Here is a 24,120-nt window from a genome sequence, read left to right on the forward strand (position 1 = left end):
TTGCTACATGCCGCGAGCCGGTTCGGACCGGCCCTCTGTGACAGTGCGGTCGTGGCGGAATTGGTAGACGCGCAGCGTTGAGGTCGCTGTGGGGCAACCCGTGGAAGTTCGAGTCTTCTCGACCGCACCATCACTTTTCAGGTGACAACCAATCACCTGAACAAGCTGTTCCTTACAGGACGAAACAGTTTGAACCTCGCCGGGGCTAGCCGGCTTTTTCAAAGACTTTACAAAAGATTGTGCAGCTTTGCTGCGGTTGGTCGTTATGGCTCGCGATCAGGCGCAGCTACAGTGCTGCGCGTCTTGTCGGTTGCGCAAAAGGGCGCTTGAGTCGCCGTGAATCCCTGCACAATCCATTTTGAAGATTGGCCTTTCCGACGATTGGCTTCGGTTTTCGACGCTAGTTTTTTTGATTCCGGGGGCGGCCTTGGCGGCCTGCCATTGAATGCACGATTGCCCGGAGCCGTCGAACGGCCCCGGGCAATCCTTGGGAGGACTTTATCTCAGCGGCCGCGCCAGGCGAGCAGGCGCATGGCGTTGGCAGTGACCAGCACGGTGGCGCCGGTGTCGGCCAGGATTGCCGGCCACAGACCGGTTAGGCCGATGATGGTCGTCACCAGGAACACTGCCTTGAGGCCTAGTGCGATGGTGATGTTCAGGGTGATGTTGTTCATCACCGCTTTCGACAGCGCGATCATGTCAGGGATGTCGGTGACACGACCATGCAGGATCGCAGCGTCGGCGGTTTCCAGCGCAACGTCGGTGCCGCCGCCCATGGCGATGCCGAAATCGGCCGCGGCAAGGGCAGGGGCGTCGTTGATGCCGTCGCCGACCTTGGCGACAAACTGGCCCTGCTTCTGCAGCTCGCGCACGATGCGCTGCTTGTCGTCGGGCATCAGGCCAGCGCGAACGGCGATGCCGAGGCCCTTGCCTATTGCTTTGGCGGTGGCTTCGTTGTCGCCGGTCAGCATGACCGTGGCGATGCCGTCGGCCTTGAGGATCGCAAGGGCTTCTATGGCGTCTGCGCGCGGCTCGTCGCGCATGGCGAGGATGCCCGCGACCTTGTTTGCGACCACCAGCACCGAGACGGTTTTGCCGTCGGCGTTGAAGGCGGCGATCTGGCCCTTTAGCTCAGTCGACAATCCTGCCAATTCTTCGGCGGCACGCGGCGAAGCCAGGAGCACATCCTCGCCGCCGACCTTGGCGGTGACGCCTTTGCCGGCGACGGCCTTGGCGTCAATCGCTGGAGGGATCGCCACGCCGTCCGCCTTGGCACGGCCGAGGATGGCGAGGGCCAGCGGGTGGTTGGAGCCGGTTTCAAGCGCAGCTGCCAGCGACAGGACATCGGCTTCCGAGCGGCCAACGCCAATAATGTCGGTGACCTTGGGCTTGCCTTCAGTCAGCGTGCCGGTCTTATCGAGCGCGACCGTGGTGACGCGGCGCATGCCTTCGAGCACGGCACCGCCCTTGAGCAGTAGGCCGCGGCGGGCACCGGCGGAAAGGCCCGCGGCAATAGCGGCAGGCGTTGAGATGACGAGCGCGCAGGGGCAGCCGATCAATAGGATGGCGAGGCCCTTGTAGATCCATTCTTCCCACGAACCGCCGGCGACGAGCGGCGGCATAATGGCGACGAGTGCGCCGACGACCAGCACCATCGGCGTGTAATAACGCGAAAAGCTGTCGATGAAGCGTTCTGTGGGCGCCTTGCTCTCCTGCGCCTCCTCGACCAGCTTGATGACGCGCGCGATCGTATTGTCGGCGGCGGCGGCAGTGACGCGGACCCTGAGCACGGCATCGGTGTTGATCGTGCCGGCGAAGACGGAATCGCCTGTGGTTTTCAACCTCGGCACGCTCTCGCCGGTCACCGGCGCTTCGTCGAGCGTGCTTGAACCCTCGACGATGGTGCCATCGGCGGCAACCCGGTCGCCCGGCCTGACCAGTATGATCGCGCCGACCTGAACCGCATCGGCCGGCATTTCGCGGGTTGACCCGCCTTCCTCGACCAGGGCTGTCTTGGGCACCAAATCAGCTAGGCCGCGTATGCTGGCGCGAGCGCGGCGCGCGGCGACGCCTTCCAGCAATTCGCCGATGAGGAATAGCAGCACCACCATCGCCGCTTCTTCGGTGGCGCCGATGAACACGGCGCCGATGGCTGCGATGGTCATTAGCGTTTCGATCGAGAACGGCGTGCCAGTCATGGCTGCGGCGTAGGCGCGCCGCGATACCGGCACGAGACCGACTGCGAGTGCCGCGAGAAATGCCCAATGGCCGAGCTGCGGCAGAAATTGGCCGATGGCATAGGCAGCAATGAGTGCTGAACCGCAGGCGATGGTCAGCTTGGCCTTGCGCGAAGTCCACCAAGGGCCGTCGTCGAGGTCGAAATGGGCGTGGCCCGCGTCTTCAGTGTTCGCGGCTGGCGCGCCATGGTTGTGTCCGGAGTGATCGCCGTGATCGTGCCCGGCGTGGTCACCATGGCTGTGATCGTGGCCGCTGTGGTCGTGATCGTGGCTGCAGGACGGACCGTGCTTGTGGTCGTGGACCTCTGCCGTGCGCGCGGCACCGAGCATGGCGACGGAGTAGCCGAGCGCCTTCATCTGCTTTGAAATTTCGGCAGAGGGTGCTGGTCCTTGATGCGAAACCGTCATCGTGCCGGCTGAGACCGAAATGCCAACCTCGGTGATGCCGGGGAGGCGGATGACTGCGTTTTCGATCTTGGTCGCGCAAGACGCGCAATCCATGCCGCCAACGCGGAATCGTGTTTTGCCGTGGCTGGCATCGTTCATTTCGGGTCCTTTCAATCCTATATGCAGTCATGCTAGAACCTCTAGTCACTAGAGCATCAAGAGGATTTTTCGATGAATCTGCCGATAGGCGAACTGGCGCGGCGAACAGGCGTGAAAGTGCCGACGATCCGCTTTTATGAACAGATCGGGCTGATTGCGGCGCCACCGCGCACCGAGGGCAATCAGCGCCGCTATGGCAAGACCGAGATCGACCGGCTCAACTTCATCCGCCATGCGCGCGAGCTGGGCTTCGAAGTCGATCATATCCGCGAGTTGCTGGTCATGTCGCAGGAGCCGCAGGCCTCGTGCCATCAGGCCGACAGCATCGCCAAGTCGCACTTGCTCGAAGTCGACCGGCGCATCGAGCGGCTTCAGGCCCTGCGCGGCGAGCTTTCGCGCATGATCGACGAATGCGGTCATGGCCGCATTTGCGACTGCCGCATCATCGAGGTACTGGCCGACCACAAGCAATGCGTGAGCGAGCATGTGGCCTGATTGAAACAGGCCAGAAATGACAATGCCGCGCCGGCCTCTCGAGCCGTATTTCGTTTGATATTCCCGCCCTTTGCGGGCTAGGGATAGCCCACCTCGATCCCGAAATCCGCAAGCGGGAGGCGCCGATGGAAGCCCGATACAACCATACGCACGGCGCCGACGCCGCTGACGCTGTCCGCGCCGAAATCTATGGCGAAGACGGGGTCATCCTTGCCTCATTCCTGGCCCATATCGGCGCTGCGATCGCCGACCGCGATACGCTGACGCTGAAGCGCGACGTCTCCGTCCTGCACCAGTCCGAACTTGGCGACCTGCTGGAAGCCTTGCTGCCCGAGCAGCGGCTGGCGCTGGTCGAGCTGATGGGCTCGGATTTCGATTTCTCGGCGCTGACCGAGGTCGACGAGGCGATCCGCCTCGATATCGTCGACAATCTTCCCAATGCGCAGATCGCCCAGGCGGTCCAGGAACTCGATTCGGACGATGCGGTCTACATTCTGGAAGACCTCGACACGGAGGACCAGAACGAGATCCTGGCGCAGCTGCCGTTCACCGAGCGCATCAGGCTGCGGCGTTCGCTCGACTATCCCGAAGAATCGGCCGGTCGGCGCATGCAGACCGAGTTTGTGGCGGTGCCGCCGTTCTGGACCGTTGGCCAGACCATCGACTATCTGCGCGACGACAAGGATTTGCCCGACCGTTTCAGCCAGGTCTTTGTCATTGATCCGAGCTTCAAGCTGCTGGGTGCTGTCGACCTTGACCAGATCCTGCGTACCAAGCGCGCGGTCAAGATCGAAGAGGTGATGCACGAGACGCGCCACGCCATCCCGGCGACGATGGACCAGGAAGAGGCTGCGCGCGAATTCGAGCAATATGATCTGCTCTCCGCCGCCGTCGTCGACGAGAACGAGCGCCTCGTCGGCGTGCTGACCATCGATGACGTGGTCGACGTCATCCAGCAGGAAGCCGAGGAAGACCTCTTGCGCATGGGCGGCGTCGGCGACGAGGAGTTGTCCGATACCGTGCGCGCGACCTCGCGCTCGCGCGTGCCATGGCTTCTGGTCAATCTTGGTACCGCCTTCATCTCGGCATCGGTCATCAGCCAGTTTGGCGCCACGATCGAGGAGATGGTGGCCTTGGCTGCACTGATGCCGATCGTCGCTTCGCTCGGCGGCAATGCCGGCACGCAGACGATGACGGTGACCGTGCGTGCGCTCGCCACCCGCGACCTCGACATCTACAATGCAGGTCGCGTCATTCGCCGCGAGGTGATGGTGGGCCTGCTCAATGGCGCGATCATCGCAACGATCCTCGGCCTGGTCGCAGGCCTGTGGTTTCACAACCCGGACCTGGGCTTCGTCATCGCCGCCGCCATGGTGCTCAACATGCTGGCTGCGGCACTCGGGGGCATCCTGATCCCGCTGTTGCTCGACAAATTCGGCGCAGACCCGGCGATCTCGTCCTCGATCTTCACGACCATGATCACCGATGTCATCGGCTTCCTTGCCTTCCTCAGCCTTGCCACCTGGTGGCTGCATCTTGGCGCGGCTGCGAGGTAAGGTTGTTCAATTGACTTTTACGTAAGTCGCGTGCGAGACTCCTTGGGGATCAAAAAGGGTCCTTTTGGCTGCGCGGCGTGTACTGTCGCATGGCGTGATCGCCTCGGCTAGCGCGGCATGATTTGAAAGCGGCGCGGCGACGCTGGCTGGGTGGAGAGACGATGCGGGAATATTACTCGATCACCGAATTGACCCGCGAATTCGACATTTCGACGCGGACGCTGCGTTTTTATGAGGACGAGGGGCTGGTGCAGCCAGTCCGCCGTGGCCGCACCCGCCTGTTCCGCCCTTCTGACCGGCAGCTCATTCGGCAGATCATGCGCGGCAAGCGGCTTGGATTCTCGATCAACGAGATTCGCGAGATCATCCAGATGTATCGCGCGCCCCCCGGCGAGGTTGGTCAGCTCAAGCTGATGATCAAGCGCATCGAAGAAAAGCGCGAGGATCTGCGCCAGAAGCGCCGCGACCTCGAGGAGACGCTGGCCGAACTCGATCAGGCCGAAGAATCCTGCGTCGAACGGCTGGTCGAACTCGGCGTCAACACCTGAGCGCTGGTCAGATCCAGCGCCGCACCTTCTTTTTATAATCGATATATTTCTTGCCGAAGCGGGCTTGCAGGTGCTTTTCCTCGCGCTCGATGGCGAGTTTCTGCGTGCCGAAGGCCGCGATCACCGCAAGGACGATGAACCAGACGCTGGACGTGATCAGGCCAATGGCGATCATCAACAGCGTATTGGCGAAGTAGATCGGGTTGCGGGTGAAGGAAAAGGCGCCCGAGGTCACCAGATGCTCCGAGGGCCTGTCGGGGCGGATCGTGGTCTTCGCGCGCTTCAGCGTCTGCATGGCTGAGTAATAGATCGCAACCACGCCGGCCACAGCCAACCAGCCGGCCGCGTAAAGCAGGTCCGACAGCGGCTCGGTGAGCCAAGGCAAGGGGTAGAGCAGTCCGAGGACTACAGCCACCGCGATAGCCAGGAGATAGACGATCGGCGGCCATGGCACCCTGCTGGGGGCGGCGTTGAGGTCGGTCATTGCGCTCCTCCTGGTATCGTCTGGTTGTCGGTGTTGGTCGAGCACATGGCAGCGGTTTGCCCGACAAGCGCCTTGAGTTCCGGGCTCTGGTCTGCGGCATAGAGGCGGTCGAACGAATCATCCTTCTGCAACTCGTCGAGCATGCACACACAGTAGCGCGAGCAGAAATCCGTGTCGCGGCTTTGCTCGCACGAGCGCTGGCACGATTTGAGGAACGTCACTTCGCGCGTTTCGACGGGAGCCGGGAAAATTTGGGCGAAGGCCCAGACCAGCGAAATCATCACCGGCTGGTGGATGAGATAGAAAGCAAGGCTGTGGCGGCCGAAAAAGCTGAGCGGTCGCGACCAGGCGCCGGGCTGGAGGCGGGACAATTTCTCAAACAGGCCTGCCTTGAGCGCGAGGCCGGCAACGCCAATGCCGGTTAAAACCGCGCCAAACCAGGGAAACAGCGGTACGAAATCGTTGGAGCGCGGATTGACGGTGGACAGGCCGATCCACAAAAGCGCGGGATGGTTGAAGGCGTCCGAGCGCAGATAGTTTGGTGCTGCGATGACCAAGGCGGCAATGACCAGCGTCAGCAGGGCGGGCAGGCGCAGGAAGGCAAGGCCGAGTACGCTGGCCAGCGCGATCTGGTGCAGGATGCCGAAGAAGATGAAGGTGTCGGGTGTGGCAAACCAGGTTGCGACCGTGATCGCCAGCGCTGCCGCGACCACCATGCCAAGCCTTCGCCAGTAGCCGGGCCAGCGGATGCCCTTGGCATGGGCCAATACCAGGCTGACGCCGACGAGGAACAGGAAGCTCGAGGCGATGCAGCGCGCAAAAAGCTTCCAGTTGCCATAGGCGGTCATGCCCGGATCGGCGTAGCCAAAGAACTCGAGATCCCAGGCAAAGTGATAGATCGCCATGGCGACGAGGGCTACGCCACGGGCGATGTCGATGACCGACACGCGCCGTAAAGGGGCTTGAACTTGTTCAGTGCTCGGATGCATCGTCATGGCCAATCGCTTCGGCGTTCTCGCGTGTTGCTGCGCCCATGCAGCACTATCATGGTTGAAGCGGGGCGGTAGAGAGCCGCGCTGCCGGTCATGCACAGGGTTAAGGAATTGAAGGTGGGGATGACCGGACGCAGGATGTCGCTGACCGAAGAACTGGTGGCGCGTTGCCATCGCGACGTAGCCGATGCCGGCCCCGATCCGGATGCAGTGCATCTCGACGATGCCGACTATGAGGCGATGATCGATGAGACGCTTTCGGCGCATCCGGAGGGCGGCCCGCTTTGGCTGTTTGCCTATGGTTCGCTGATCTGGAAGCCTGAGGTCGAGCACACCGAGGAAAAGGTAGCGCTGGCGCGGGGCTGGCACCGCTCGTTTTGCGTCAGCATGAACCGCTGGCGGGCAACGAAAGACCAGCCCGGCCTGATGATGGGGATGGATCGTGGCGGCCAGTGCAAGGGCGTGGCGCTCAGGCTCATGGATGGCGACAGGCGCGCGCAGCTCGACAAGCTCTACCGCCGCGAGATGACGCTGAAGCCTTCGACCTACAAGCCACGCTGGCTGACCCTTGCCACAGATGACGGTCCGCTGACCGCACTTGCCTTCGTCGTCAATCGCGCCGGCCGCGCCTATGCCGGAGCTCTTGGGGAAGACGAAGTCGTCGAGCGGCTGGCCACGACCTGCGGCCATTGGGGCTCCGCGGCCGATTATCTCTACAATGTGGTGAAGAACCTGGAGCAACGCGCCATCCACGACCGCCATCTGTGGCGGCTGCAGCATCTGGTGGCCGAGCGAATAGCGGCACGGGCCTGATCGCCCAAACGCCGCATTCGCACTGCCCGGCGTCGGAATTTGGTTTGCCGCCCATGGCATTTGTTTCTATAGTCGCGGCGTCGTCGGTTCCGTAACGGAATCAAGAGGGAATGCGGTAAGGGCTTTTTGAGGGTCCGAAGCCGTGGCTGCCCCCGCAACTGTATGCGGCTAGCTCTCCCCAAATGCCACTGAAGCTTGCTTCGGGAAGGCGGGGAAGGGTGTCGATCCGCAAGCCAGGAGACCTGCCGGCGACAGGAACACTTCTCGCGGCCCTCGGGTGGAGGGCGAAAGGACTTTAAGATGAACACTGTTTCCGCAATCGGCGCCGACGTTTCCTCGCAGTCGCGCACCATGCAGCTCGCCCTTGCGGCGCTGCTCGGCCTTTTCGTTGTTGGCTTCCTCGGGTTCTCGCACATGGACGTGGTGCACAACGCTGCCCACGACTATCGCCACTCGATGGCTTTCCCCTGCCACTAACGAAAGCAACCAACCATGTCCGTATTTCGCAACGTCGTGTTCATCGCGGCGATCAGCGGCCTATTGGCCGGCGTGGTCCTTGCCGCGCTCCAAACCTATGCAACCGTTCCGCTGATCCTCAAGGCTGAGACGTTTGAAAATGCCGGCGGCGGTCATGACCACGCTGCCGCACCGGCGGCTGGCACTGAGGTGACCGCGCCAGAACCTGCGGCACAGGCTGCAGCTCCCGCTGAAGAAGAAGTCGAAGCCTGGGCTCCCGCCGATGGCTTTGAACGTTTTGCCTATTCGGCGTTCGCAAACATCATCAGTGGCGTCGCTTTCGCGCTGATCCTGGTTGCCGTTTCCGAATTCGCCGGAGGTATCGCCAACTGGCGCCAGGGCGTGTTCTGGGGTTTTGCCGGCTTTGCCGTCTTCACCCTTGCACCCGGCCTGGGCTTGCCACCGGAACTGCCGGCGATGCCGGCTGCCGATCTTGGCGACCGCCAGATCTGGTGGACGCTGACGGTGGTGGCAACCGCAGCCGGACTGGCGCTGATCGCTTTCAAACAGTCTTTGCCGCTCGCCATCCTTGGCGTGGCGCTGATCGTTGCTCCGCACATCATTGGTGCGCCGCAGCCGGAAAGCCATGATTCGCCGATCCCTGCCGACCTGCATCGCAGCTTCGTCGTTGCGGTGACCATCACCAATCTGGTGTTCTGGGTGGTGCTCGGTGCCGTCGCGGGGGCTGTGCGGCAGCGCTTCATGGGTTCGCAGGGCGCATTGCGCGGCAGCTTTGCCTGAGAAGCTGACATTTCTGCTTGGCGGTGCGCGCTCTGGAAAGAGCGCGCATGCCGAACGCCTGATCACCGCATTTCCTGCGCCGTGGACGTATATCGCCACCGCGCAGGCTTATGACGACGAGATGCGCGAGCGCATCGACATCCATCGCTCCAGGCGCGGCGAAGGCTGGCGGACGCTGGATGCGCCGCTTGATCTTGTGGGAGTGCTCGACAGCGTTGCTGACGGCGAACCGGTGCTGGTCGACTGCCTGACGCTGTGGCTTACCAATCACATGCTGGCCGAGCATGACGTCGAGGCTGAAAGTGCTCGGCTCGCTGAGGTGCTGGCGCGACCGCGCGGCCCGTGGTTTGTCGTTGCCAATGAGGTCGGGCTCGGCATTGTGCCGGACAATGCGCTTGCCCGCCGCTTCCGCGACGCAGCCGGCAGGCTCAATCAAATGGTGGCGGCCGGTGCCGACGAGGTGCTGTTCATGGTCGCCGGGCTGCCGATGAAGGTGAAATGAGATGAAGGAAATCAACGAGACCGAAGCCGAGCGCCATCGTGCCAAGATGGCCAAGCGCAAGGCGGTGCAGGACGCCGAGGTGGCGGAAAAGACCATTGTCGAAAAGGGCCTGCTGATCGTCAACACCGGTCCCGGCAAGGGCAAGTCCACGGCAGCCTTCGGACTTGCGCTGCGCATGCTCGGCTACGGCCATCGGGTGGGCGTGGTGCAGTTCATCAAGGGCGCGTGGCATTCGGGCGAGCAGGACGCGTTTGCCGCCTTTGGCGACCGCGTCGTCTGGCACACGATGGGCGAGGGTTTCACCTGGGAAACGCAGGACATCAAGCGTGACATCGCCGCCGCCGAGGCCGCATGGGCCAAGGCTCAGGAACTGATGGCCGATCCCAGCATCGCGCTGGTCGTGCTCGACGAACTCAACATCGCGCTGCGCTACGACTATCTCGATCTCGAAACGGTGGTGGCTGCGCTCAAGGGCCGCCGCGAAGGCCTGCACGTTGTCGTCACCGGCCGCAACGCCAAGCCGGCACTGGTCGAGGCGGCTGATCTCGTCACCGAGATGGGCGCCACCAAGCACCATTTTGCAGCTGGGGTGAAGGCGCAGAAGGGCATCGAGTTCTAACGGGCGCTAGAGCCAGAGGACGACCGCGATCAAGCCCATCGCGCCAACCATCAGCGCATCGGCTTTCCAGTAGAGACGGAGTGCGGCGCGAATATCCTGGGCGTTGGCTTCGCGCCGGCCGCCGTCGCCCATGAAGGCGTCGTCGACCATCACTCCGCCATAGGCGCGCGGACCGGCAAGGGCGAGGCCGAGCGCGCCAGCCATGGCGGCTTCGGGCCAGCCGGCATTGGGCGAGCGGTGTTTCTTGGCATCGCGCCAGACTGCCTGCCACGCGCGGTGAGGATCAGTGCCAGGGACGAGGAAGGCGGCAAGGACGATCAACAGGGCTGTTAGCCGCGACGCCGGCAGGTTGATCAGGTCGTCGAAACGCGCCGCAGCCCAGCCAAAAGCTTCGTGGCGTTTGGTGCGGTGGCCGATCATCGAATCGGCGGTGTTGGCAGACTTGTAGGCGGCACCGCCGGCGAAACCGAAGACGGCGAGCCAGAAGGCGGGTGCGGTGATGCCGTCGGAGAAATTCTCGGCCAGGCTTTCGATCGCCGCACGGCTGACGCCTGCTTCGTCGAGGCTTTCCGGGTCGCGGCCGACGATCTGCGACACCGCCTTGCGGCCGGCGACTATGCCGCCGCTGTCGAGCGCGTCGGCTACCGCCTTCACATGGCTGCCTAGGCTGCGCTGGGCGACAAGACTGGAGGCGGCGATCGCGGTGAGAAGGATGCCGAAGGGGACAAGCCCGAACAGGCGCTCGACGGCAAACGCAAGCGTGGCCGGCACGGCAACTATGACGGCCAGGGCAACGACACCCAAAATACGGCGCCTGGCGTCGGTATCGGTGGCGCGGTTGAGGCTGATGTCGAGAAAGGATATCAGCTGGCCGATCCAGATCACCGGATGGCCGATGGCACGCACCAGCCGGTCCGGGTAACCGAGACCGAGTTCGAACAGAAGCGACAGGAAGGCAAGCGGAACAAACATGACGCTTCTTGATGGACGAAGGACTGGAACGGTCGAGCACGGCGGCAGCCTGGAACGGGCGAGGGCGCTGTTTCCTGGAGCGCCCGAGCCGTTCGTCGACTTGTCGACCGGGATCAATCCGCACTCCTATCCGCTTTTCGAGCTGCCTGCCACAGCCTTGTCGCGGCTGCCTGAACCGGGCCGCGCGCGCGATCTTGCCGCCATTGCCGCAACTGCATATGGCGCGCCCACGGCGGCCAATGTGGTGCCCGCGCCCGGCACGCAGATCCTTCTGCCACGCATTGCGTCGCTGGTGCGGCCGGGCCGGGCACATGTGCTCGGGCCTACCTATCAGGAGCATGCGCGTGCCGCGGCAATCGCCGGGCACGAGGTGGCCGAGGTGCGTTCGTTCGAGCGGTTGGCCGAAGCCGACCTTGCCGTGGTGGTCAATCCGAACAACCCGGATGGGCGCGTTGTGTCGCGGACCGATCTGCTCGATCTCGCAGCCAAGCTGCGCGCCAGAGGCGGGCTTCTGGTTGTCGACGAAGCCTTCATGGATGTTGGGCCACAGGCCGAGAGCATTGCCGGCGATGTCGATCTCGGCGGCATCGTAGTGTTGCGCTCGTTCGGCAAGTTCTTCGGGCTCGCGGGCATCAGGCTTGGCTTTGCCCTATCAAACCCAGCCATATCAGGACGGCTGGAAGAAGAGCTCGGCCCCTGGTCGGTTGCCGTGCCGGCGCTGGAATATGGCATCAAGGCACTTGCCGATGCCGACTGGCACCGGGAGATGCGGACGACGCTTGCGCATGCCGCCCACCGGCTCGACCAGGCCTTCGCCCGCGCCGGCATTATCGTGACGGGTGGGACCTCACTGTTCCGGCACGTCGACATCGACGACGCTAGCGGTCTGTTCCAGGCGCTTGGCCGTCAAGGTATCTTGGTGCGCAGCTTCGCCGACCGTCCGACGCAACTGCGCTGCGGTGTTCCGGGTACGGAATTGGAATGGCGGCGGCTTGATGTGGCGCTGGGCGACTGGGCGCAGGATCGGCAAGAGGCGAAGGGCGCCGCAGGATGATCTATGTCTGCCCGCTATCCAAGGTCGACGAGACAGTCTCGCGTATCGGCGCCGAGCGGCTGATCTCGCTGCTGTCGGTTGGCACGGAGATGACGCGTCCGGAGGCGATCCGTGCCGAAAATCATCTTTTGATGAACATGCACGACATCTCGGCCGAGCAGGACGGCATGACGCTGCCGGGCGAGGCGCATGTGCGCCGTATCCTCGATTTTGCCCGAGATTGGGACCGGTCGCGGCCGCTGGCGATCAATTGCTACGCCGGAGTCAGCCGCTCGACGGCTTCGGCCTACATCATCGCTGCCGCATTTTCGCCGGCGCGCGATGAGGCCGAGTTGGCGACGACCCTGCGCCGTCTGTCGCCATCGGCGACGCCCAACCCCCGGTTGATCGCCGTCGCCGACCAGATTCTCGGACGCAATGGCCGCATGGTGGCGGCCATCGCCGCAATTGGACGCGGCGCCGATTGTTTCGAAGGCGTGCCCTTCGGGCTGGAGCTTTAGACAATACCGCCGCTGCCGCCTGTTACCGCCGGGCGCTCCGCAGCCACCTTGGCGCGATAGCCCGCCGCACGGTATGTGGCGACGGGGTCAATGGCGCCGCCTGACCTGAGGCGAGCCATGGCAAGGATCGGCTCGACGTCGGTGCGGTAGGCAACTTTAAGCGTCTGGGTCGCCATCAGCGCGTCATTGGCCTCCTGGAAGCCTTCCAGCGCCTTGCGGTCGACCAGAAGTGCCGTCGCATAGGCGCGCTGCACCTCGACCGACGACAGCATCAGGCTCTCGATCGGGTCAGTAACGTTATGGCTCTGGTCGAGCATATGGGCCGGGTTGAAGCCGTCGGCGTGGTTCAGCTCGGCATCGACCAACTCGTTGAAGACGAGGAACAGCCGGTATGGGTCGATCGAGCCGGCGTCGAGGTCGTCGTCGCCATATTTCGAATCGTTGAAATGGAAGCCGCCGAGCTTTTTGAACTGGATCAACCGGGAGACGATCATCTCGATGTTGACGTTTGGTGCGTGGTGGCCAAGATCGACGAGGCAGAATGCCTTCGGTCCCAATTCCTTTGCGATGATGTAGTTGGTGCCCCAGTCCTGCACGACCGTCGAATAGAAGGCCGGTTCGTACATCTTATGCTCGGAAAACAGCCGCCAGTCCTCGGGCAAGGCGGCATAAATCTCGCGCATCGAATCAAGATAACGCTCGAAGGCCTTGGCAAAATTGACCTGGCCGGGGAAATTCGATCCGTCGCCGATCCAGACCGTCAGCGCCTTGGAGCCGATCGTCTTGCCGATCTCGATGCATTCGAGATTGTGCTCGATGGCCTGCTGGCGCGTGCCGGCGTCCGCATGCGACAGCGAGCCGTATTTGTAGGAACGCTCCTGATCCCTGGCGTCGGAGAAGGTGTTGGAGTTCATCGCGTCGAAGCCGAGGCCGAAGCGGCTCGCCGCCTGCTTCAGTCTGTTGGCGTCGGCTTTGTCCCACGGAATGTGCAGCGAGACTGTCGGCGTCGCCCTGGTCAGTTCGTTGATGACGGCGCAGTCCTCGATCTTGTCGAAGATGTCGCGCGGCTCGCCAGCACCCGGGAAACGCGCGAAGCGGGTACCGCCGGTGCCGACGCCCCAGGACGGGATCGCCACACCGAAATTTTGGACCTTGTCGCGGATGGCGTCGATCTTGATGCCGCGCCGGTCGAGCTGCTCGCCGAGCGTGTCGTAATCGCGGGCAAGGTTCTTTTCACGCGCGGCGTTGTCTTTTTCGACGACGGTCTTGTCGATCACATGTTCCATCAGCAGTTCCTCCCCGTCCCGAACCTGTTACCGCGTAAAACTCTGCGCGTTGCCGGCATCGACATTGATGATGTTGCCGGTCGATTTCGCCGACATGTCGGAGGCGAAGAAGTAGATCGCCTCGGCGATGTCTTCGGGGAATACCGAGCGCTTCAGCATCGAGCGCGAACGATAGTGCTCTTCCAACTCGTCGGTCGACATGTTGTAGGCGGCCGCGCGCTGTTCTTTCCACTCGCCGGTCCAGATCTTAGAACCGCGCAGCACAGCATCGGGATTGACGACATTGACGCGGATCTGCTCGCCCGCGCCCTCCAGCGCCAGGCAGCGCGCGAGGTGGATTTCGGCGGCTTTGGCGGTGCAATAGGCAGCAGCATTGGGCGAGGCTGCAAGTCCGTTCTTGGAGGCGACAAAGACGACATTGCCGCCGATCTTCTGGCTACGAAACAGCTTGAACGCCTCGCGCGACACCAGGAAATAGCCTGTCGCCAGGATGTCCATGTTCTTGTTCCACAGGGCGAGCGTCGTCTCCTCGATCGGCGCGGAAGAGGCGAGGCCGGCATTGGACACCAAAATGTCGATGCCGCCGAACTCGATCGCCGTGTCCGTGAAGCCTGCGATGACCTGCTCTTCGCTGGTGACGTCGATGCGCACGGGGCGCACGAAGTCCTTGCCGAAAGCCTTGGATAGCTCCTGCTCGGCGGTCTCAAGGGCGGTCTGGTCGATATCGGCCAGCACGACGCAGGCGCCTTCGCGCAGCAGCCGTGCCGCCGTCGCCTTGCCGATGCCGCCGGCGCCGCCGGTGACGAGTGCTATGCGGCCGGCAAGTGATTTCGGCTTGGGCATGCGCTGCAGCTTTGCCTCTTCGAGCAGCCAGTATTCGATGTCGAAGGCTTCCTGCTCGGGCAGGCCGACATAGGTCGACACAGTCGAGGCGCCGCGCATGACATTGATGGCGTTGACGTAGAACTCGCCTGAAATGCGCGCCGTCGCTTTGTCCTTGGCAAAGGTGATCATGCCAACGCCGGGCACGAGATAGACCACCGCGTTGGGGTCGCGGATCATGGGCGAGTCGGCGTGCTTGCAGCGCTCGTAATAGGCGGCATAGCCTTTGCGGTATTCTTCCATGGCACCGGCCAGACCGGCGAGTGTCTTATCGATGTCGGGCTTGGCCGGGTCGAAATCGACCACCAGCGGGCGGATCTTGGTGCGCAGGAAGTGGTCGGGGCAGCTGGTGCCGAGTGCCGCGAGGCTTTCGAGTTCTCTTGAGCCGACGAATTCGAGCACCGCGTTCTGATCGTCGAAATGGCCGACTTTCGGCTCGGATGCAGAGATCAGGCCGCGGATAGCCGGCATCAGCCTTACGGCAACGGCGCGCCGTTCGGCTGCCGACAGCGTGGGGCGGGCGACACCGCCGAAGATCGTCTTGCCGGCAGTGCTTTGCTCGAACCATTCGATGGCGCGGTTGATGATGCGGATGGTGGTTTCGTAGCTTTCCTTGGCCGTGTCGCCCCAGGTGAAAAGGCCGTGGCTTTCGAGCACGACGCCGACCGCATCTGGATTTTCCTGGCAGAACTTTTCCAGCCAAAGGCCCAATTCGTAGCCGGGCTTCTTCCATGGCAGCCAGCCGATCTCGCCGCCAAAGATGTCCTTGGTCAGCTCCCGGCTGTTCTTGGAAGCGGCAATGGCGATGATCGCGTCGGGATGCATGTGGTCGACATGCTTCTTGGGCACATAGGCATGCAGCGGCGTGTCGATCGAGGCAGCGCGCGGATTGAGGTTGAAGGTGCAATGGGGGAGGTAACCCACCATCTCGTCTTCGAATTCGACGCCGCGATAGAGCTGCTTCAGGCCGTCCAGCTTGTCCTGGTAGAGCGTGGAGAAGCCGTCGAGCTTGATCGTGCCGACGTCGCCGCCAGAACCTTTGACCCAGAGAACTTCGACCATGCCGCCCGTCAGTGGGTCTTTTTCCATGACCTTGGCCGAGGTGTTGCCGCCACCAAAATTGGTGATGCGCTTGTCGGAACCGAGCAGATTGGAGCGATAGAGCAGACGCTGCGGCTCGCTCATGGCGGCGGCTTTCGCGTCATCCCAAAGATTGGCGAGGCGCGAGCTGGAGCGCGTTTCTGACATGTCTGATCCTCCCGGTGCGCACGAGACAGCGGTGCGTGATAGGCGTCAAAATCACACGGCCCGCCGCTCTGTGTCAATCAGAAACGATCAATATCGATCATGATGCACTGCACAATGAAAATATTTGATTGGAAATGATTGACACTGCGCAATCGGGATGAGTTAATGACCATGCAGGGAGGAACCATGCACGAAAAAGAACGCCACCGGATCATTCTGTCCGCCGTCCAGGAAAAGCCTGTCGTGACGGTGCAGGAATTGGTCGACCTTACCTCCTCGTCTGAGGCGACGATCCGGCGCGATATTGCAGCCCTGCATGTCCAGAAGCGCCTGCGCCGTGTGCGCGGTGGTGCTGAAGCAATCACCCCGCCGCAGTTCGTCGGCCTTGCCGGCCGTCCCTTCAGCGTCAATGAAACGCTCAACGCCTCCAAGAAGCGTGCGATCGCTCGTGAGGCGGTGGAGCTGTGCAAGGACGGTGAGCCGATCATCATCAATGGCGGCACCACCACCTTCCAGATGGTGCACTTCCTGACAAACCGGCGCATGCCGATCTTCACCAATTCGTTTCCGATCGCTGAGCACCTGCTCAAGCATTCCAAGAACACGGTGATGCTGTCGGGCGGCACGATCTATCGCGAGCAGAACATCATCCTGTCGCCCTTCGACAATGACGTGACGCGCAATTTTTACGCGCGGCGTATGTTCATGGGTGCGCAGGGGCTTGGGCCGCTCGGCCTGATGGAAGGCGACCCGCTGCTGATCCAGGCCGAACAGAAGTTGATCGACCAGGCCGACGAGCTTGTCGTTTTGGTCGACTCTTCGAAGTTCAAGCAGCGTTCGAGCCTGATCCTGTGCGGATTGGCGCGGATAACCACCGTCATCACCGACGAGGACATCGAGGACCGCGAGGCCGCCATGCTGGAAAGTGCCGGCGTGACGCTGGTCGTCGCCAAAAGCCAGGTGAGGAATATCGAGGAATCTTCGCTGCAGGCATGAGGGATGGCCTCGCCGCAGTGGTGATGGAATGCAACGCTCTAGGGAGGAAACGATGAGCATTCTGAGGAAACTGATGGTTGCCGCAGCATTGTCGGCCGCCATGTTTGCGACTGCCGCGCATGCCGAAAACGTCAAGATCGCCCTGGTGGTAAAGTCGCTCGGCAACGGCTTCTTCGACGCCGCCAACAAGGGCGCGCAAGAGGCGGCCAAGGAACTCGGCGATGTCGAGGTGATCTACACCGGCCCGACCAAGGCTACCGCCGAAGCGCAGATCGAAGTGATCAACGCGCTGATCGCCCAGAAGGTCAATGCCATCGCCATTTCCGCCAATGATGCCGACGCATTGGTGCCGGCTCTCAAGAAAGCAATGGAACGCGGCATCACTGTCATCTCGTGGGATTCGGGCGTCGCTCCGGAAGGTCGTCAGGTCCACCTCAACCCGTCCGACACCAACCTAATCGGCGAAACCATCATCAAGCTCGCCGCCGACTATCTGCCGGAAGGCGGCGACGTTGCCATCCTGTCGGCATCCTCGACCGCGACCAACCAGAATGCCTGGATCGAAGCGGCCAAGAAGGCACTGCCTGAGAAGTTCCCCAAGATCAATCTCGTCGCAACCGTCTATGGCGATGACGACTCCGCCAAGAGCACGGACGAAGCCAAGGGCCTGCTCAAGTCCTACCCGAACCTCAAGGCGATCATCGCGCCCACCACCGTCGGCGTCGTTGCCGCAGCCCAGGTCGTCACCGACGCGAACCTGATCGGCAAGGTGAACGTCACCGGCCTTGCATTGCCGTCGGAGTTCAAGAAGTTCATCGACAACGGTGCTTCGCAAGCCGTTGCTTTGTGGAACCCGATCGACCTCGGCTACTCCGCCGTCTACCTCGCCCACGACCTGGCGGTGAAGAAGATGGAAGCAAAGCCGGGCGCCAAGCTTTCGATCGGCCGCGTCGGTGAAGTGACGCTCGACGACACCAACTCGGCACCGATGGCCGCACCCTTCACCTTCGACAAGAAGAACATCGAAGAGTTCTCGAAGATCTATTGATTCCGGAACGCCATGGCCGGCGGGGCTATCGTCCCGCCGCGCCTTTCCCCAGACCTGCCACAGGGCCTGAGACGGATATGGACACGAAAGCCCACACGACCCAGATGCCTATGCGCGATCACCCGGCAACGCCCCGGTTGACGCTCTCAGGCGTCACCAAGACCTTCCCGGGCGTGCGCGCGCTGCACAATGTCGGGCTGTCGCTCTATCCGGGGCAGGTGACGGCGCTGATCGGCGAAAACGGCGCAGGCAAGTCGACACTGGTCAAGATCCTCACCGGCATCTACCGGCCAGACGCCGGAACCATCACTGTCGATGGCAGGCAGGTTTCGCTCGCCAGCGCGCATGACGCGTTCGAGCAAGGCATCACAGCGATCCACCAGGAAACGGTTCTGTTCGACGACCTTTCGGTGGCGGAAAACATCTTCCTGGGCCATGCGCCACGGACCCGCTTCGGCACTATCGACTGGCGCGCCATGCGCAGCCGGGCAGCCGAAGTGCTGAGGGGCATGGGAGCGGCCCATATCGATCCCGACGCGCGCCTCAAGGACCTTGGAATCGCCAACAAGCACCTCGTCGCGGTCGCGCGTGCCATGTCGATCGACGCGCAGATCGTCATCATGGACGAGCCGACCGCTGCTCTTTCTGCCAAGGAGATCGAGGACCTGTTCGAGCTGATCGAGCTGCTCAAGCGCGAAGGCAAGGCAATCTTGTTCATCAGCCACAAGTTCGATGAGATCTACCGCATCGCCGAGCGCTACACCGTCTTTCGCGATGGCGAGATGATCGGCGAGGGGATGCTCGCCGACGCCAGCCAGAACGAGATCGTCAAGATGATGGTCGGCCGCGCTGTCGATCATATCTTCCCTGAGCGCCAGCCGCATATCGGTGCCGCGGTGCTCAGTGTTTCGGACCTTTCGCATCCGACCGAATTCGACGGCATCAGCTTCGAGCTCCACAAGGGCGAGATCCTCGGCTTCTACGGCCTGGTGGGTGCTGGCCGTAGCGAACTGATGCACGCGATCTTCGGCATCACCAGGACGAGTCGAGGCACCATGACATTGGACGGCGCCACGATGGCGCCGCGTTCCGCGGCCGAAGCCATCGAGGCCGGCGTCGTCTATGTGCCGGAAGAACGCGGCAAGCAGGGCGTAGTCATCGGCATGCCGATCTTCAAGAACGTCTCGCTGCCGTCGCTGAAGCGCACTTCTAAATCAGGCGTGCTGCAGTTGAAGGAAGAATTCGGCCTGGCGCGCAAGTACACCGAGCGGCTCGACCTGCGCGCTTCCTCGCTTAGCCAGGATGTCGGGACGCTGTCGGGCGGCAACCAGCAGAAGGTGGTCATTGCCAAATGGCTCGCCACCGACCCCAAGGTGATCATTCTCGACGAGCCGACCAAGGGCATCGACATCGGCTCCAAGGCCGCCGTGCACGCCTTCATGGCCGAGCTGGTGGCGCAAGGGCTTTCGGTGATCATGGTGTCGTCCGAACTGCCTGAAATCCTTGGCATGTCCGACCGGGTTGTGGTGATGCGCGAAGGCCGCATCGCGGCTGTCTACGACAACAAGGAGCTCGACGCGGTCACGCTGGTGCAGACCGCCGCGGGGATCGCCGCATGAAGACGCTCGCCAAATATCGCGAAATCTGGCTCCTCGCGGCAATCGCGGCACTCGTGGTGCTGATTTCGATCCGCTTCCCCGGCTTCGCGCGGCCTAGCAATCTGGCGACCGTGTTCAACGACACCTCGATCCTGATGATCCTGGCGCTCGGCCAGATGGTGGTCATCCTGACCCGTTCGATCGACCTGTCCATGGCCTCGAACCTTGCCTTCACCGGCATGGTGGTGGCGATGATCAACGCGGCATTCCCTGCGTTTCCGATCCCGCTGCTGATCCTCGTCGCCATCGGCGTCGGCCTGCTGCTCGGCGCGCTCAACGGTCTGCTGGTGTGGAAGCTTGGCATACCGCCGATCGTCGTCACGCTGGGCACTCTCACCATCTATCGCGGCGCCACGTTCCTGATTTCGGGCGGCGCCTGGGTCAATGCTGACCAGATGAGCCCGGCCTTCGTTGGGCTGCAACGCATGCAACTGCTCGGCATGCCGGTTCTGTCGTGGATCGCGATTGTGGTCATCGCCTTGTTCTTCGTGCTGATGACCAGGACCTCGGTCGGCCGCTCGCTTTATGCCATCGGCGTCAATCCGACGGCTTCGGTCTATGCCGGCATCGATGTCGGCCGCACCAAATTCCTCGCCTTCTGCATTTCAGGTGCTGTCGCCGGCCTGTGCGGCTATCTCTGGATTTCGCGCTACGTCATCGCCTCGGTCGAGGTCGCCAATGGCTACGAGCTCAACATCATCGCCGCCTGCGTCATCGGCGGTATCTCCATTGCCGGTGGCATCGGCTCGGTCGCGGGCGCGGTGCTCGGCGCGCTGTTTCTCGGCATCATCGCGACCGCGCTTCCGGTCATCAACGTCTCGCCGTTTTGGCAGATGGCGATCTCGGGCAGCGCCATCCTGCTTGCCGTCGTGCTCAACGCGCGCGGCGAGCGCAAGCAGGGCCGTATCATCCTGAGGAAGGCGGAAGCGGCATGAGCGCGGCCGACACCACACCCGCGCCGCGGCGTATTCCCGACCGGCTTGATAGGCCGCTTCGGTCGGCGATCTTTTCGTGGGAGGCGCTGCTTGTCGCGGTTGCGGTGGCGATCTTCATCGTCAACAGCCTTGCCTCGCCCTATTTCCTCGACGTCTGGTCGCTCTCTGACCTGACCTTCAATTTCACCGAAAAAGGCCTGATCGCGCTCGCCATGGCGCTGCTCATCATATCGGGCGAGATCGACCTGTCGGTGGCGGCGATCATCGCACTTGCCTCAACCATGATGGGCATGGCGGCACAGGTCGGTGTCGATACGCCAGGCCTTGTGCTGATCGGCGTTGGCGTCGGCCTTGTCTGCGGCGCCTTCAACGGTCTGCTGGTGACTGGCCTTGGCCTGCCGTCAATCGTCGTCACCATCGGCACGATGAGCCTGTTTCGCGGCACGGCCTTCATCATCCTCGGCGACCAGGCCTACAAGGGTTATCCCGCTTCCTTCGCCTTCTTCGGCCAGGGTTATGTCTGGTGGGTATTCTCGTTCGAGCTTGCACTGTTTGCGCTCGCAGCTGTCATCTACTGGTTCGTGCTGCACCGCACGAGCTTTGGCCGCCGCATCTTTGCCATTGGCAACAACGCGGTCGCGGCGCAGTTTTCCGGCCTGCGCGTCGGGCGGATCAAGTTCGTGCTCTTTTGCCTCACTGGGCTGATGTCGGGCATCGCGGCGGTGCTGATCACCTCGCGGCTCGGCTCGACGCGTCCGTCGATCGCGCAAGGCTATGAGCTCGAAGTCATCACCATGGTGGTGCTAGGCGGCGTCAGCATCCTGGGTGGTGCCGGCTCCATTTTGGGCGTGGTGCTGGCAGCTCTGATCATGGGGCTGGTCACCTTCGGCCTTGGCTTGCTCAACGTGCCGGGCATCGTCATGTCGATCTTCATCGGCCTGCTGTTGATCCTTGTCATCGCGCTGCCCATCCTGTGGGGCCGCTTCAGCAGGGGGCGCCTGGCATGAGCGCTGAAAAATACGCCTTCAAGATGCAGCTCAACCCCGGCATGAAGGCCGAGTACATCAAGCGCCACGACGAGATCTGGCCGGAGCTGGTAACGCTGCTGAAGGACGCAGGTGTTTCCGATTACTCGATCCATCTCGACGAGGAGACCAACACGCTGTTCGGTGTGTTGTGGCGTCGCGCGGACCACACGATGGATGCGCTGCCAGACCATCCCGTCATGAAACGCTGGTGGGCGCATATGGCCGACATCATGGCGACCAATGCAGACAACGAGCCGCTATCGGTGCCGCTGCAAACCGTCTTCCATATGAAATGAACAAGCCTCGTACCGTCGCCGTCATCGACATCGGCAAGACCAATGCCAAGGTGGCGCTGGTCGATCTCGAAACGCTCTCGGAAATCGCGGTTCGCCGCACGCCCAACGTCGTGATCCGCGACGTCATCTATCCGCATTTCGATTGCGAGGCGCTGTGGGCTTTCATCAAGCGAAGCCTGGCTGATCTTCAGCGCGAGCGGCCGATCGATGTGATCTCGGTGACAACCCATGGCGCGACAGCCGCACTTCTTGCCGCCAATGGTTCGCTTGCCATGCCGGTGCTCGACTACGAGTATGACGGCCCCGACAGCCTTTCGGCGCAGTATGATGTTGCGCGTCCGCCCTTTGGCGAGACCGGCACACCGCGCTTGCCGCTCGGGCTCAATCTCGGCGCGCAGTTGTTCTGGCAGGCCACGGCATTTCCTGAAGAATTCGCGCTGGTTTCGACCATCGTCACCTATCCGCAATATTGGGCCTCCCGCCTGTGCGGCGTGCTTGCCAATGAGGCCACGTCGCTGGGCTGCCACACCGATCTTTGGCAGCCGGCGCAGGGAACATGGTCGAGCCTGATCGACCGGATGGGCTGGCGCGGGCGTATGGCGCCGGTGCGCAAGGCGGGCGATCTGTTGGGAACCGTCCTGCCAGACCTTGCCGAAGAAATCGGTATGCCTGCTGAAATCCCCGTATTCTGCGGCATCCACGATTCAAACGCCTCGCTTTATCCGCATCTGCTCCAGCAGGCCGCACCGTTTTCGGTGGTGTCGACAGGCACATGGGTCGTCGTGCTGTCGGTCGGCGGTGCGCCGCAAAACCTTGATCCAGCGCGCGACTGCCTGGTCAACGTCAACGCGCTTGGTGATCCTGTGGCTTCGGCGCGCTTCATGGGCGGGCGCGAATTTTCCCTGCTAGTCGAAGCGGGCAGGGAGGATTGTGAGGATGCCGATCTTGCCGCAGTGCTCGCTGGCGGGGTGATGCTGTTGCCATCGGTCCAGCAGGGATCCGGCCCGTTCCCGCATCGGCAATCATCCTGGCATGGCGAGCCGCAATCGCCGGGTGAGCGCTTCGCGGCAGTTTCGCTCTATCTGGCCATGATGACGGCGACCTGCCTGGAGCTGACCGACGCAGGTGGGCCGGTCATCGTTGAGGGACCGTTTGCGAAAAACCGCGTCTATTGCGATATGCTTGCCGCAGCTGCCGGCCGAAACGTGCTCTCCGGCTCAGGTAGCGCTACAGGCACCAGTCTGGGCGCCGCGCTCCTGGCAGCGCCCGATGCGGTTCGCCAGCCGGCGTTCCGCGCTGTCGAAGCAAGGGCGAACGCACCGTTGCGGGACTATTTCCATGCCTGGCGGGCGTCGGTCGGTTAGCCCACCCAATCAGCCAGCTTCGCTTTGCGGATATCCTGCAGCAGCCGGACGAAACCTTGTGCCTGATGGCTCGCCGTGAGGCGACCTTTTTCAGCGCTGGCGATCTCAGCGTTGCCAACCACGCCATGCGGGTTGAGATCGCTGGCAATCCAGGAAAAGCCATGCTGGCCGTGTGGCCGCAGCAGCTCGAATTCGCTCTCGGCTTGGGCATAGCTTGAGGTGAAATCTTCAGCCTTCGCCATGTCGACCAGGTCGGGGCGGAAATGCAGCATCAGCGAGGTCTCGACATCGCCGCCATGGATGCCGAGCTGGATTTCACGGGCAGGGTAGAGACCGTCGGGATGACCGAAGCGCCCCCAGCTGGAGCGTACTGACAGGGCACCGAAACGGACACGTAGGTCGCGCGAGACGATGCCCATCACCTCTTCATTGCCGCCGTGCGAGGTGACAAAGACAAATTTGCGGATTCCGGCGCGGGCGACCGAGGCGCCGAGTTCGGTCCAGGCGTCGACCAGCATGTTGGCGGGCAGGCTGAGCGTGCCCGGCGCATAGATATGCTCGTCGGATTTCCCGACCGCTTGGATGGGCAGGAAGCGGGCGTCGAGATTTTCGGGGAGAAGGGCAAAAACCTCTGCCAGCATCCCCTCCATGATGGTCAGGTCGGTGGATACGGGCAAATGCGGGCCGTGCTGCTCTATGGCGGCGAGCGGAATGACAGCGATCGTCTTTTCAGGATCGATCGACGCGAAATCGGCCGCCTTGAAGTCGCCCCACCAGACGCGTCGCTTCTGTTTCGTCACAATC

At 62.6% G+C, this 24,120-nt stretch carries 24 protein-coding genes, 1 tRNA gene and 1 riboswitch; of the genes, 18 read left to right on the top strand and 7 right to left on the bottom strand.

Going from position 1 to position 24,120, the window contains the following annotated elements; genetic code table 11:
- The first annotated feature begins 45 nt into the window (after positions 1 to 45).
- Positions 46 to 130: transfer RNA gene (locus tag AC1DLV_RS08780), tRNA-Leu, on the top strand.
- A 373-nt stretch (positions 131 to 503) separates the two neighbouring features.
- Here AC1DLV_RS08780 and AC1DLV_RS08785 read toward each other — a convergent pair.
- Complete coding sequence (locus tag AC1DLV_RS08785) at positions 504 to 2,783, bottom strand: heavy metal translocating P-type ATPase (RefSeq protein ID WP_476799165.1); 2,280 nt, start codon at positions 2,781 to 2,783, stop codon at positions 504 to 506.
- Positions 2,784 to 2,855: 72 nt separating this feature from the next.
- On the opposite strand from AC1DLV_RS08785, the gene AC1DLV_RS08790 reads away from it, so the two are divergent.
- The 3 genes from AC1DLV_RS08790 to AC1DLV_RS08800 all read left to right on the top strand — a co-directional run bounded on the left by AC1DLV_RS08790 (position 2,856) and on the right by AC1DLV_RS08800 (position 5,382).
- A complete protein-coding gene (locus AC1DLV_RS08790; RefSeq protein WP_476799166.1) occupies positions 2,856 to 3,278 on the top strand; it encodes a MerR family transcriptional regulator in 423 nt (140 codons plus the stop codon).
- A gap of 125 nt (positions 3,279 to 3,403) precedes the next feature.
- Positions 3,404 to 4,834 carry a magnesium transporter gene (gene mgtE, locus AC1DLV_RS08795; protein ID WP_476799167.1) on the top strand — a complete coding sequence of 477 codons (1,431 nt, stop codon included), beginning with the start codon at positions 3,404 to 3,406 and terminating at the stop codon, positions 4,832 to 4,834.
- 161 nt (positions 4,835 to 4,995) lie between these two features.
- Positions 4,996 to 5,382: a MerR family transcriptional regulator gene (locus AC1DLV_RS08800; protein ID WP_476783864.1), complete on the top strand. Its 387-nt coding sequence runs from the start codon at positions 4,996 to 4,998 to the stop codon at positions 5,380 to 5,382.
- 7 nt (positions 5,383 to 5,389) lie between these two features.
- Here AC1DLV_RS08800 and AC1DLV_RS08805 read toward each other — a convergent pair whose 3' ends face one another.
- Positions 5,390 to 5,866: a methyltransferase family protein gene (locus AC1DLV_RS08805; RefSeq protein WP_476799168.1), complete on the bottom strand. Its 477-nt coding sequence runs from the start codon at positions 5,864 to 5,866 to the stop codon at positions 5,390 to 5,392.
- A complete protein-coding gene (locus AC1DLV_RS08810; RefSeq protein ID WP_476799169.1) occupies positions 5,863 to 6,861 on the bottom strand; it encodes an acetyltransferase domain-containing protein in 999 nt (332 codons plus the stop codon). Before AC1DLV_RS08810 ends, AC1DLV_RS08805 begins: the two co-directional genes overlap by 4 nt.
- 120 nt (positions 6,862 to 6,981) lie before the next feature.
- Here AC1DLV_RS08810 and AC1DLV_RS08815 point away from each other — a divergent pair, with 120 nt between their 5' ends.
- The 5 genes from AC1DLV_RS08815 (at position 6,982) to cobO (ending at position 10,049) form a co-directional block, all read left to right on the top strand.
- Positions 6,982 to 7,671, top strand: coding sequence for a gamma-glutamylcyclotransferase (locus tag AC1DLV_RS08815; protein WP_476799170.1), 690 nt, complete (start codon positions 6,982 to 6,984; stop codon positions 7,669 to 7,671).
- 67 nt (positions 7,672 to 7,738) lie between these two features.
- Positions 7,739 to 7,935, top strand: a riboswitch (cobalamin riboswitch).
- Positions 7,936 to 7,971: 36 nt separating this feature from the next.
- Positions 7,972 to 8,148, top strand: coding sequence for a CbtB domain-containing protein (locus AC1DLV_RS08820; protein ID WP_476799171.1), 177 nt, complete (start codon positions 7,972 to 7,974; stop codon positions 8,146 to 8,148).
- Positions 8,149 to 8,163: 15 nt separating this feature from the next.
- The gene (locus AC1DLV_RS08825) at positions 8,164 to 8,928 is read left to right on the top strand and encodes a CbtA family protein (RefSeq protein ID WP_476799172.1); all 765 of its coding nucleotides are present in this window, start codon (positions 8,164 to 8,166) and stop codon (positions 8,926 to 8,928) included.
- Entirely contained in the window at positions 8,921 to 9,430 is a 510-nt protein-coding gene (gene cobU / locus AC1DLV_RS08830) for a bifunctional adenosylcobinamide kinase/adenosylcobinamide-phosphate guanylyltransferase (protein ID WP_476799173.1), read from the top strand. Before AC1DLV_RS08825 ends, cobU begins: the two co-directional genes overlap by 8 nt.
- Position 9,431: 1 nt before the next feature.
- Entirely contained in the window at positions 9,432 to 10,049 is a 618-nt protein-coding gene (gene cobO, locus AC1DLV_RS08835) for a cob(I)yrinic acid a,c-diamide adenosyltransferase (RefSeq protein ID WP_476799174.1), read from the top strand.
- A 6-nt stretch (positions 10,050 to 10,055) separates the two neighbouring features.
- Here the strand turns inward: cobO and cbiB are convergent, their stop codons facing one another.
- The gene (cbiB, locus tag AC1DLV_RS08840) at positions 10,056 to 11,021 is read right to left on the bottom strand and encodes an adenosylcobinamide-phosphate synthase CbiB (RefSeq protein WP_476799175.1); all 966 of its coding nucleotides are present in this window, start codon (positions 11,019 to 11,021) and stop codon (positions 10,056 to 10,058) included.
- Between cbiB and cobD the strand changes: the two genes are divergently transcribed.
- Both cobD and AC1DLV_RS08850 read left to right on the top strand, forming a co-directional pair.
- The gene (gene cobD / locus AC1DLV_RS08845) at positions 11,020 to 12,075 is read left to right on the top strand and encodes a threonine-phosphate decarboxylase CobD (protein WP_476799176.1); all 1,056 of its coding nucleotides are present in this window, start codon (positions 11,020 to 11,022) and stop codon (positions 12,073 to 12,075) included. The two genes, cbiB and cobD, sit on opposite strands and share 2 nt — an antisense overlap.
- The gene (locus AC1DLV_RS08850) at positions 12,072 to 12,575 is read left to right on the top strand and encodes a tyrosine phosphatase family protein (RefSeq protein WP_476799177.1); all 504 of its coding nucleotides are present in this window, start codon (positions 12,072 to 12,074) and stop codon (positions 12,573 to 12,575) included. Before cobD ends, AC1DLV_RS08850 begins: the two co-directional genes overlap by 4 nt.
- Here AC1DLV_RS08850 and rhaI read toward each other — a convergent pair.
- On the bottom strand, positions 12,572 to 13,861 hold the full coding sequence (gene rhaI, locus AC1DLV_RS08855) for an L-rhamnose catabolism isomerase (protein ID WP_476799178.1): 1,290 nt from the start codon (positions 13,859 to 13,861) through the stop codon (positions 12,572 to 12,574). The genes AC1DLV_RS08850 and rhaI overlap by 4 nt on opposite strands.
- A gap of 27 nt (positions 13,862 to 13,888) precedes the next feature.
- On the bottom strand, positions 13,889 to 15,991 hold the full coding sequence (locus AC1DLV_RS08860; protein ID WP_476799179.1) for a bifunctional rhamnulose-1-phosphate aldolase/short-chain dehydrogenase: 2,103 nt from the start codon (positions 15,989 to 15,991) through the stop codon (positions 13,889 to 13,891).
- A 186-nt stretch (positions 15,992 to 16,177) separates the two neighbouring features.
- On the opposite strand from AC1DLV_RS08860, the gene AC1DLV_RS08865 reads away from it, so the two are divergent.
- From AC1DLV_RS08865 to AC1DLV_RS08895, 7 genes are all read left to right on the top strand, one after another.
- Complete coding sequence (locus AC1DLV_RS08865; RefSeq protein WP_476799180.1) at positions 16,178 to 16,987, top strand: DeoR/GlpR family DNA-binding transcription regulator; 810 nt, start codon at positions 16,178 to 16,180, stop codon at positions 16,985 to 16,987.
- Positions 16,988 to 17,039: 52 nt separating this feature from the next.
- A complete protein-coding gene (gene rhaS, locus AC1DLV_RS08870) occupies positions 17,040 to 18,035 on the top strand; it encodes a rhamnose ABC transporter substrate-binding protein (protein WP_476799181.1) in 996 nt (331 codons plus the stop codon).
- Positions 18,036 to 18,112: 77 nt separating this feature from the next.
- Positions 18,113 to 19,654 (top strand): sugar ABC transporter ATP-binding protein, encoded by a 1,542-nt coding sequence (locus AC1DLV_RS08875; protein WP_476799182.1) that lies wholly within the window; start codon positions 18,113 to 18,115, stop codon positions 19,652 to 19,654.
- Positions 19,651 to 20,628 (top strand): ABC transporter permease, encoded by a 978-nt coding sequence (locus AC1DLV_RS08880; RefSeq protein ID WP_476799183.1) that lies wholly within the window; start codon positions 19,651 to 19,653, stop codon positions 20,626 to 20,628. Before AC1DLV_RS08875 ends, AC1DLV_RS08880 begins: the two co-directional genes overlap by 4 nt.
- Entirely contained in the window at positions 20,625 to 21,635 is a 1,011-nt protein-coding gene (locus AC1DLV_RS08885; protein WP_476799184.1) for an ABC transporter permease, read from the top strand. Before AC1DLV_RS08880 ends, AC1DLV_RS08885 begins: the two co-directional genes overlap by 4 nt.
- A complete protein-coding gene (gene rhaM / locus AC1DLV_RS08890) occupies positions 21,632 to 21,952 on the top strand; it encodes an L-rhamnose mutarotase (protein ID WP_476799185.1) in 321 nt (106 codons plus the stop codon). The genes AC1DLV_RS08885 and rhaM overlap by 4 nt, the downstream gene beginning before the upstream one ends.
- Positions 21,949 to 23,316, top strand: coding sequence for an FGGY-family carbohydrate kinase (locus tag AC1DLV_RS08895; RefSeq protein WP_476799186.1), 1,368 nt, complete (start codon positions 21,949 to 21,951; stop codon positions 23,314 to 23,316). The genes rhaM and AC1DLV_RS08895 overlap by 4 nt, the downstream gene beginning before the upstream one ends.
- On the opposite strand, the gene AC1DLV_RS08900 is transcribed toward AC1DLV_RS08895, so the two are convergent.
- The gene (locus tag AC1DLV_RS08900; protein WP_476799187.1) at positions 23,313 to 24,116 is read right to left on the bottom strand and encodes a creatininase family protein; all 804 of its coding nucleotides are present in this window, start codon (positions 24,114 to 24,116) and stop codon (positions 23,313 to 23,315) included. The two genes, AC1DLV_RS08895 and AC1DLV_RS08900, sit on opposite strands and share 4 nt — an antisense overlap.
- Positions 24,117 to 24,120 lie beyond the last annotated feature (4 nt).

The organism is Aminobacter sp. 01T433 (assembly GCF_056398585.1).

Coding starts and splice junctions, on each gene's coding strand:
- AC1DLV_RS08785 (WP_476799165.1), bottom strand. CDS start 2,783: ATGAACGATGCCAGCCACGGCAAAACACGATTCCGCGTTGGCGGCATG.
- AC1DLV_RS08790 (WP_476799166.1), top strand. CDS start 2,856: ATGAATCTGCCGATAGGCGAACTGGCGCGGCGAACAGGCGTGAAAGTG.
- mgtE (WP_476799167.1), top strand. CDS start 3,404: ATGGAAGCCCGATACAACCATACGCACGGCGCCGACGCCGCTGACGCT.
- AC1DLV_RS08800 (WP_476783864.1), top strand. CDS start 4,996: ATGCGGGAATATTACTCGATCACCGAATTGACCCGCGAATTCGACATT.
- AC1DLV_RS08805 (WP_476799168.1), bottom strand. CDS start 5,866: ATGACCGACCTCAACGCCGCCCCCAGCAGGGTGCCATGGCCGCCGATC.
- AC1DLV_RS08810 (WP_476799169.1), bottom strand. CDS start 6,861: ATGACGATGCATCCGAGCACTGAACAAGTTCAAGCCCCTTTACGGCGC.
- AC1DLV_RS08815 (WP_476799170.1), top strand. CDS start 6,982: ATGACCGGACGCAGGATGTCGCTGACCGAAGAACTGGTGGCGCGTTGC.
- AC1DLV_RS08820 (WP_476799171.1), top strand. CDS start 7,972: ATGAACACTGTTTCCGCAATCGGCGCCGACGTTTCCTCGCAGTCGCGC.
- AC1DLV_RS08825 (WP_476799172.1), top strand. CDS start 8,164: ATGTCCGTATTTCGCAACGTCGTGTTCATCGCGGCGATCAGCGGCCTA.
- cobO (WP_476799174.1), top strand. CDS start 9,432: ATGAAGGAAATCAACGAGACCGAAGCCGAGCGCCATCGTGCCAAGATG.
- cobD (WP_476799176.1), top strand. CDS start 11,020: ATGACGCTTCTTGATGGACGAAGGACTGGAACGGTCGAGCACGGCGGC.
- cbiB (WP_476799175.1), bottom strand. CDS start 11,021: ATGTTTGTTCCGCTTGCCTTCCTGTCGCTTCTGTTCGAACTCGGTCTC.
- AC1DLV_RS08850 (WP_476799177.1), top strand. CDS start 12,072: ATGATCTATGTCTGCCCGCTATCCAAGGTCGACGAGACAGTCTCGCGT.
- rhaI (WP_476799178.1), bottom strand. CDS start 13,861: ATGGAACATGTGATCGACAAGACCGTCGTCGAAAAAGACAACGCCGCG.
- AC1DLV_RS08860 (WP_476799179.1), bottom strand. CDS start 15,991: ATGTCAGAAACGCGCTCCAGCTCGCGCCTCGCCAATCTTTGGGATGAC.
- AC1DLV_RS08865 (WP_476799180.1), top strand. CDS start 16,178: ATGCACGAAAAAGAACGCCACCGGATCATTCTGTCCGCCGTCCAGGAA.
- rhaS (WP_476799181.1), top strand. CDS start 17,040: ATGAGCATTCTGAGGAAACTGATGGTTGCCGCAGCATTGTCGGCCGCC.
- AC1DLV_RS08875 (WP_476799182.1), top strand. CDS start 18,113: ATGGACACGAAAGCCCACACGACCCAGATGCCTATGCGCGATCACCCG.
- AC1DLV_RS08880 (WP_476799183.1), top strand. CDS start 19,651: ATGAAGACGCTCGCCAAATATCGCGAAATCTGGCTCCTCGCGGCAATC.
- AC1DLV_RS08885 (WP_476799184.1), top strand. CDS start 20,625: ATGAGCGCGGCCGACACCACACCCGCGCCGCGGCGTATTCCCGACCGG.
- rhaM (WP_476799185.1), top strand. CDS start 21,632: ATGAGCGCTGAAAAATACGCCTTCAAGATGCAGCTCAACCCCGGCATG.
- AC1DLV_RS08895 (WP_476799186.1), top strand. CDS start 21,949: ATGAACAAGCCTCGTACCGTCGCCGTCATCGACATCGGCAAGACCAAT.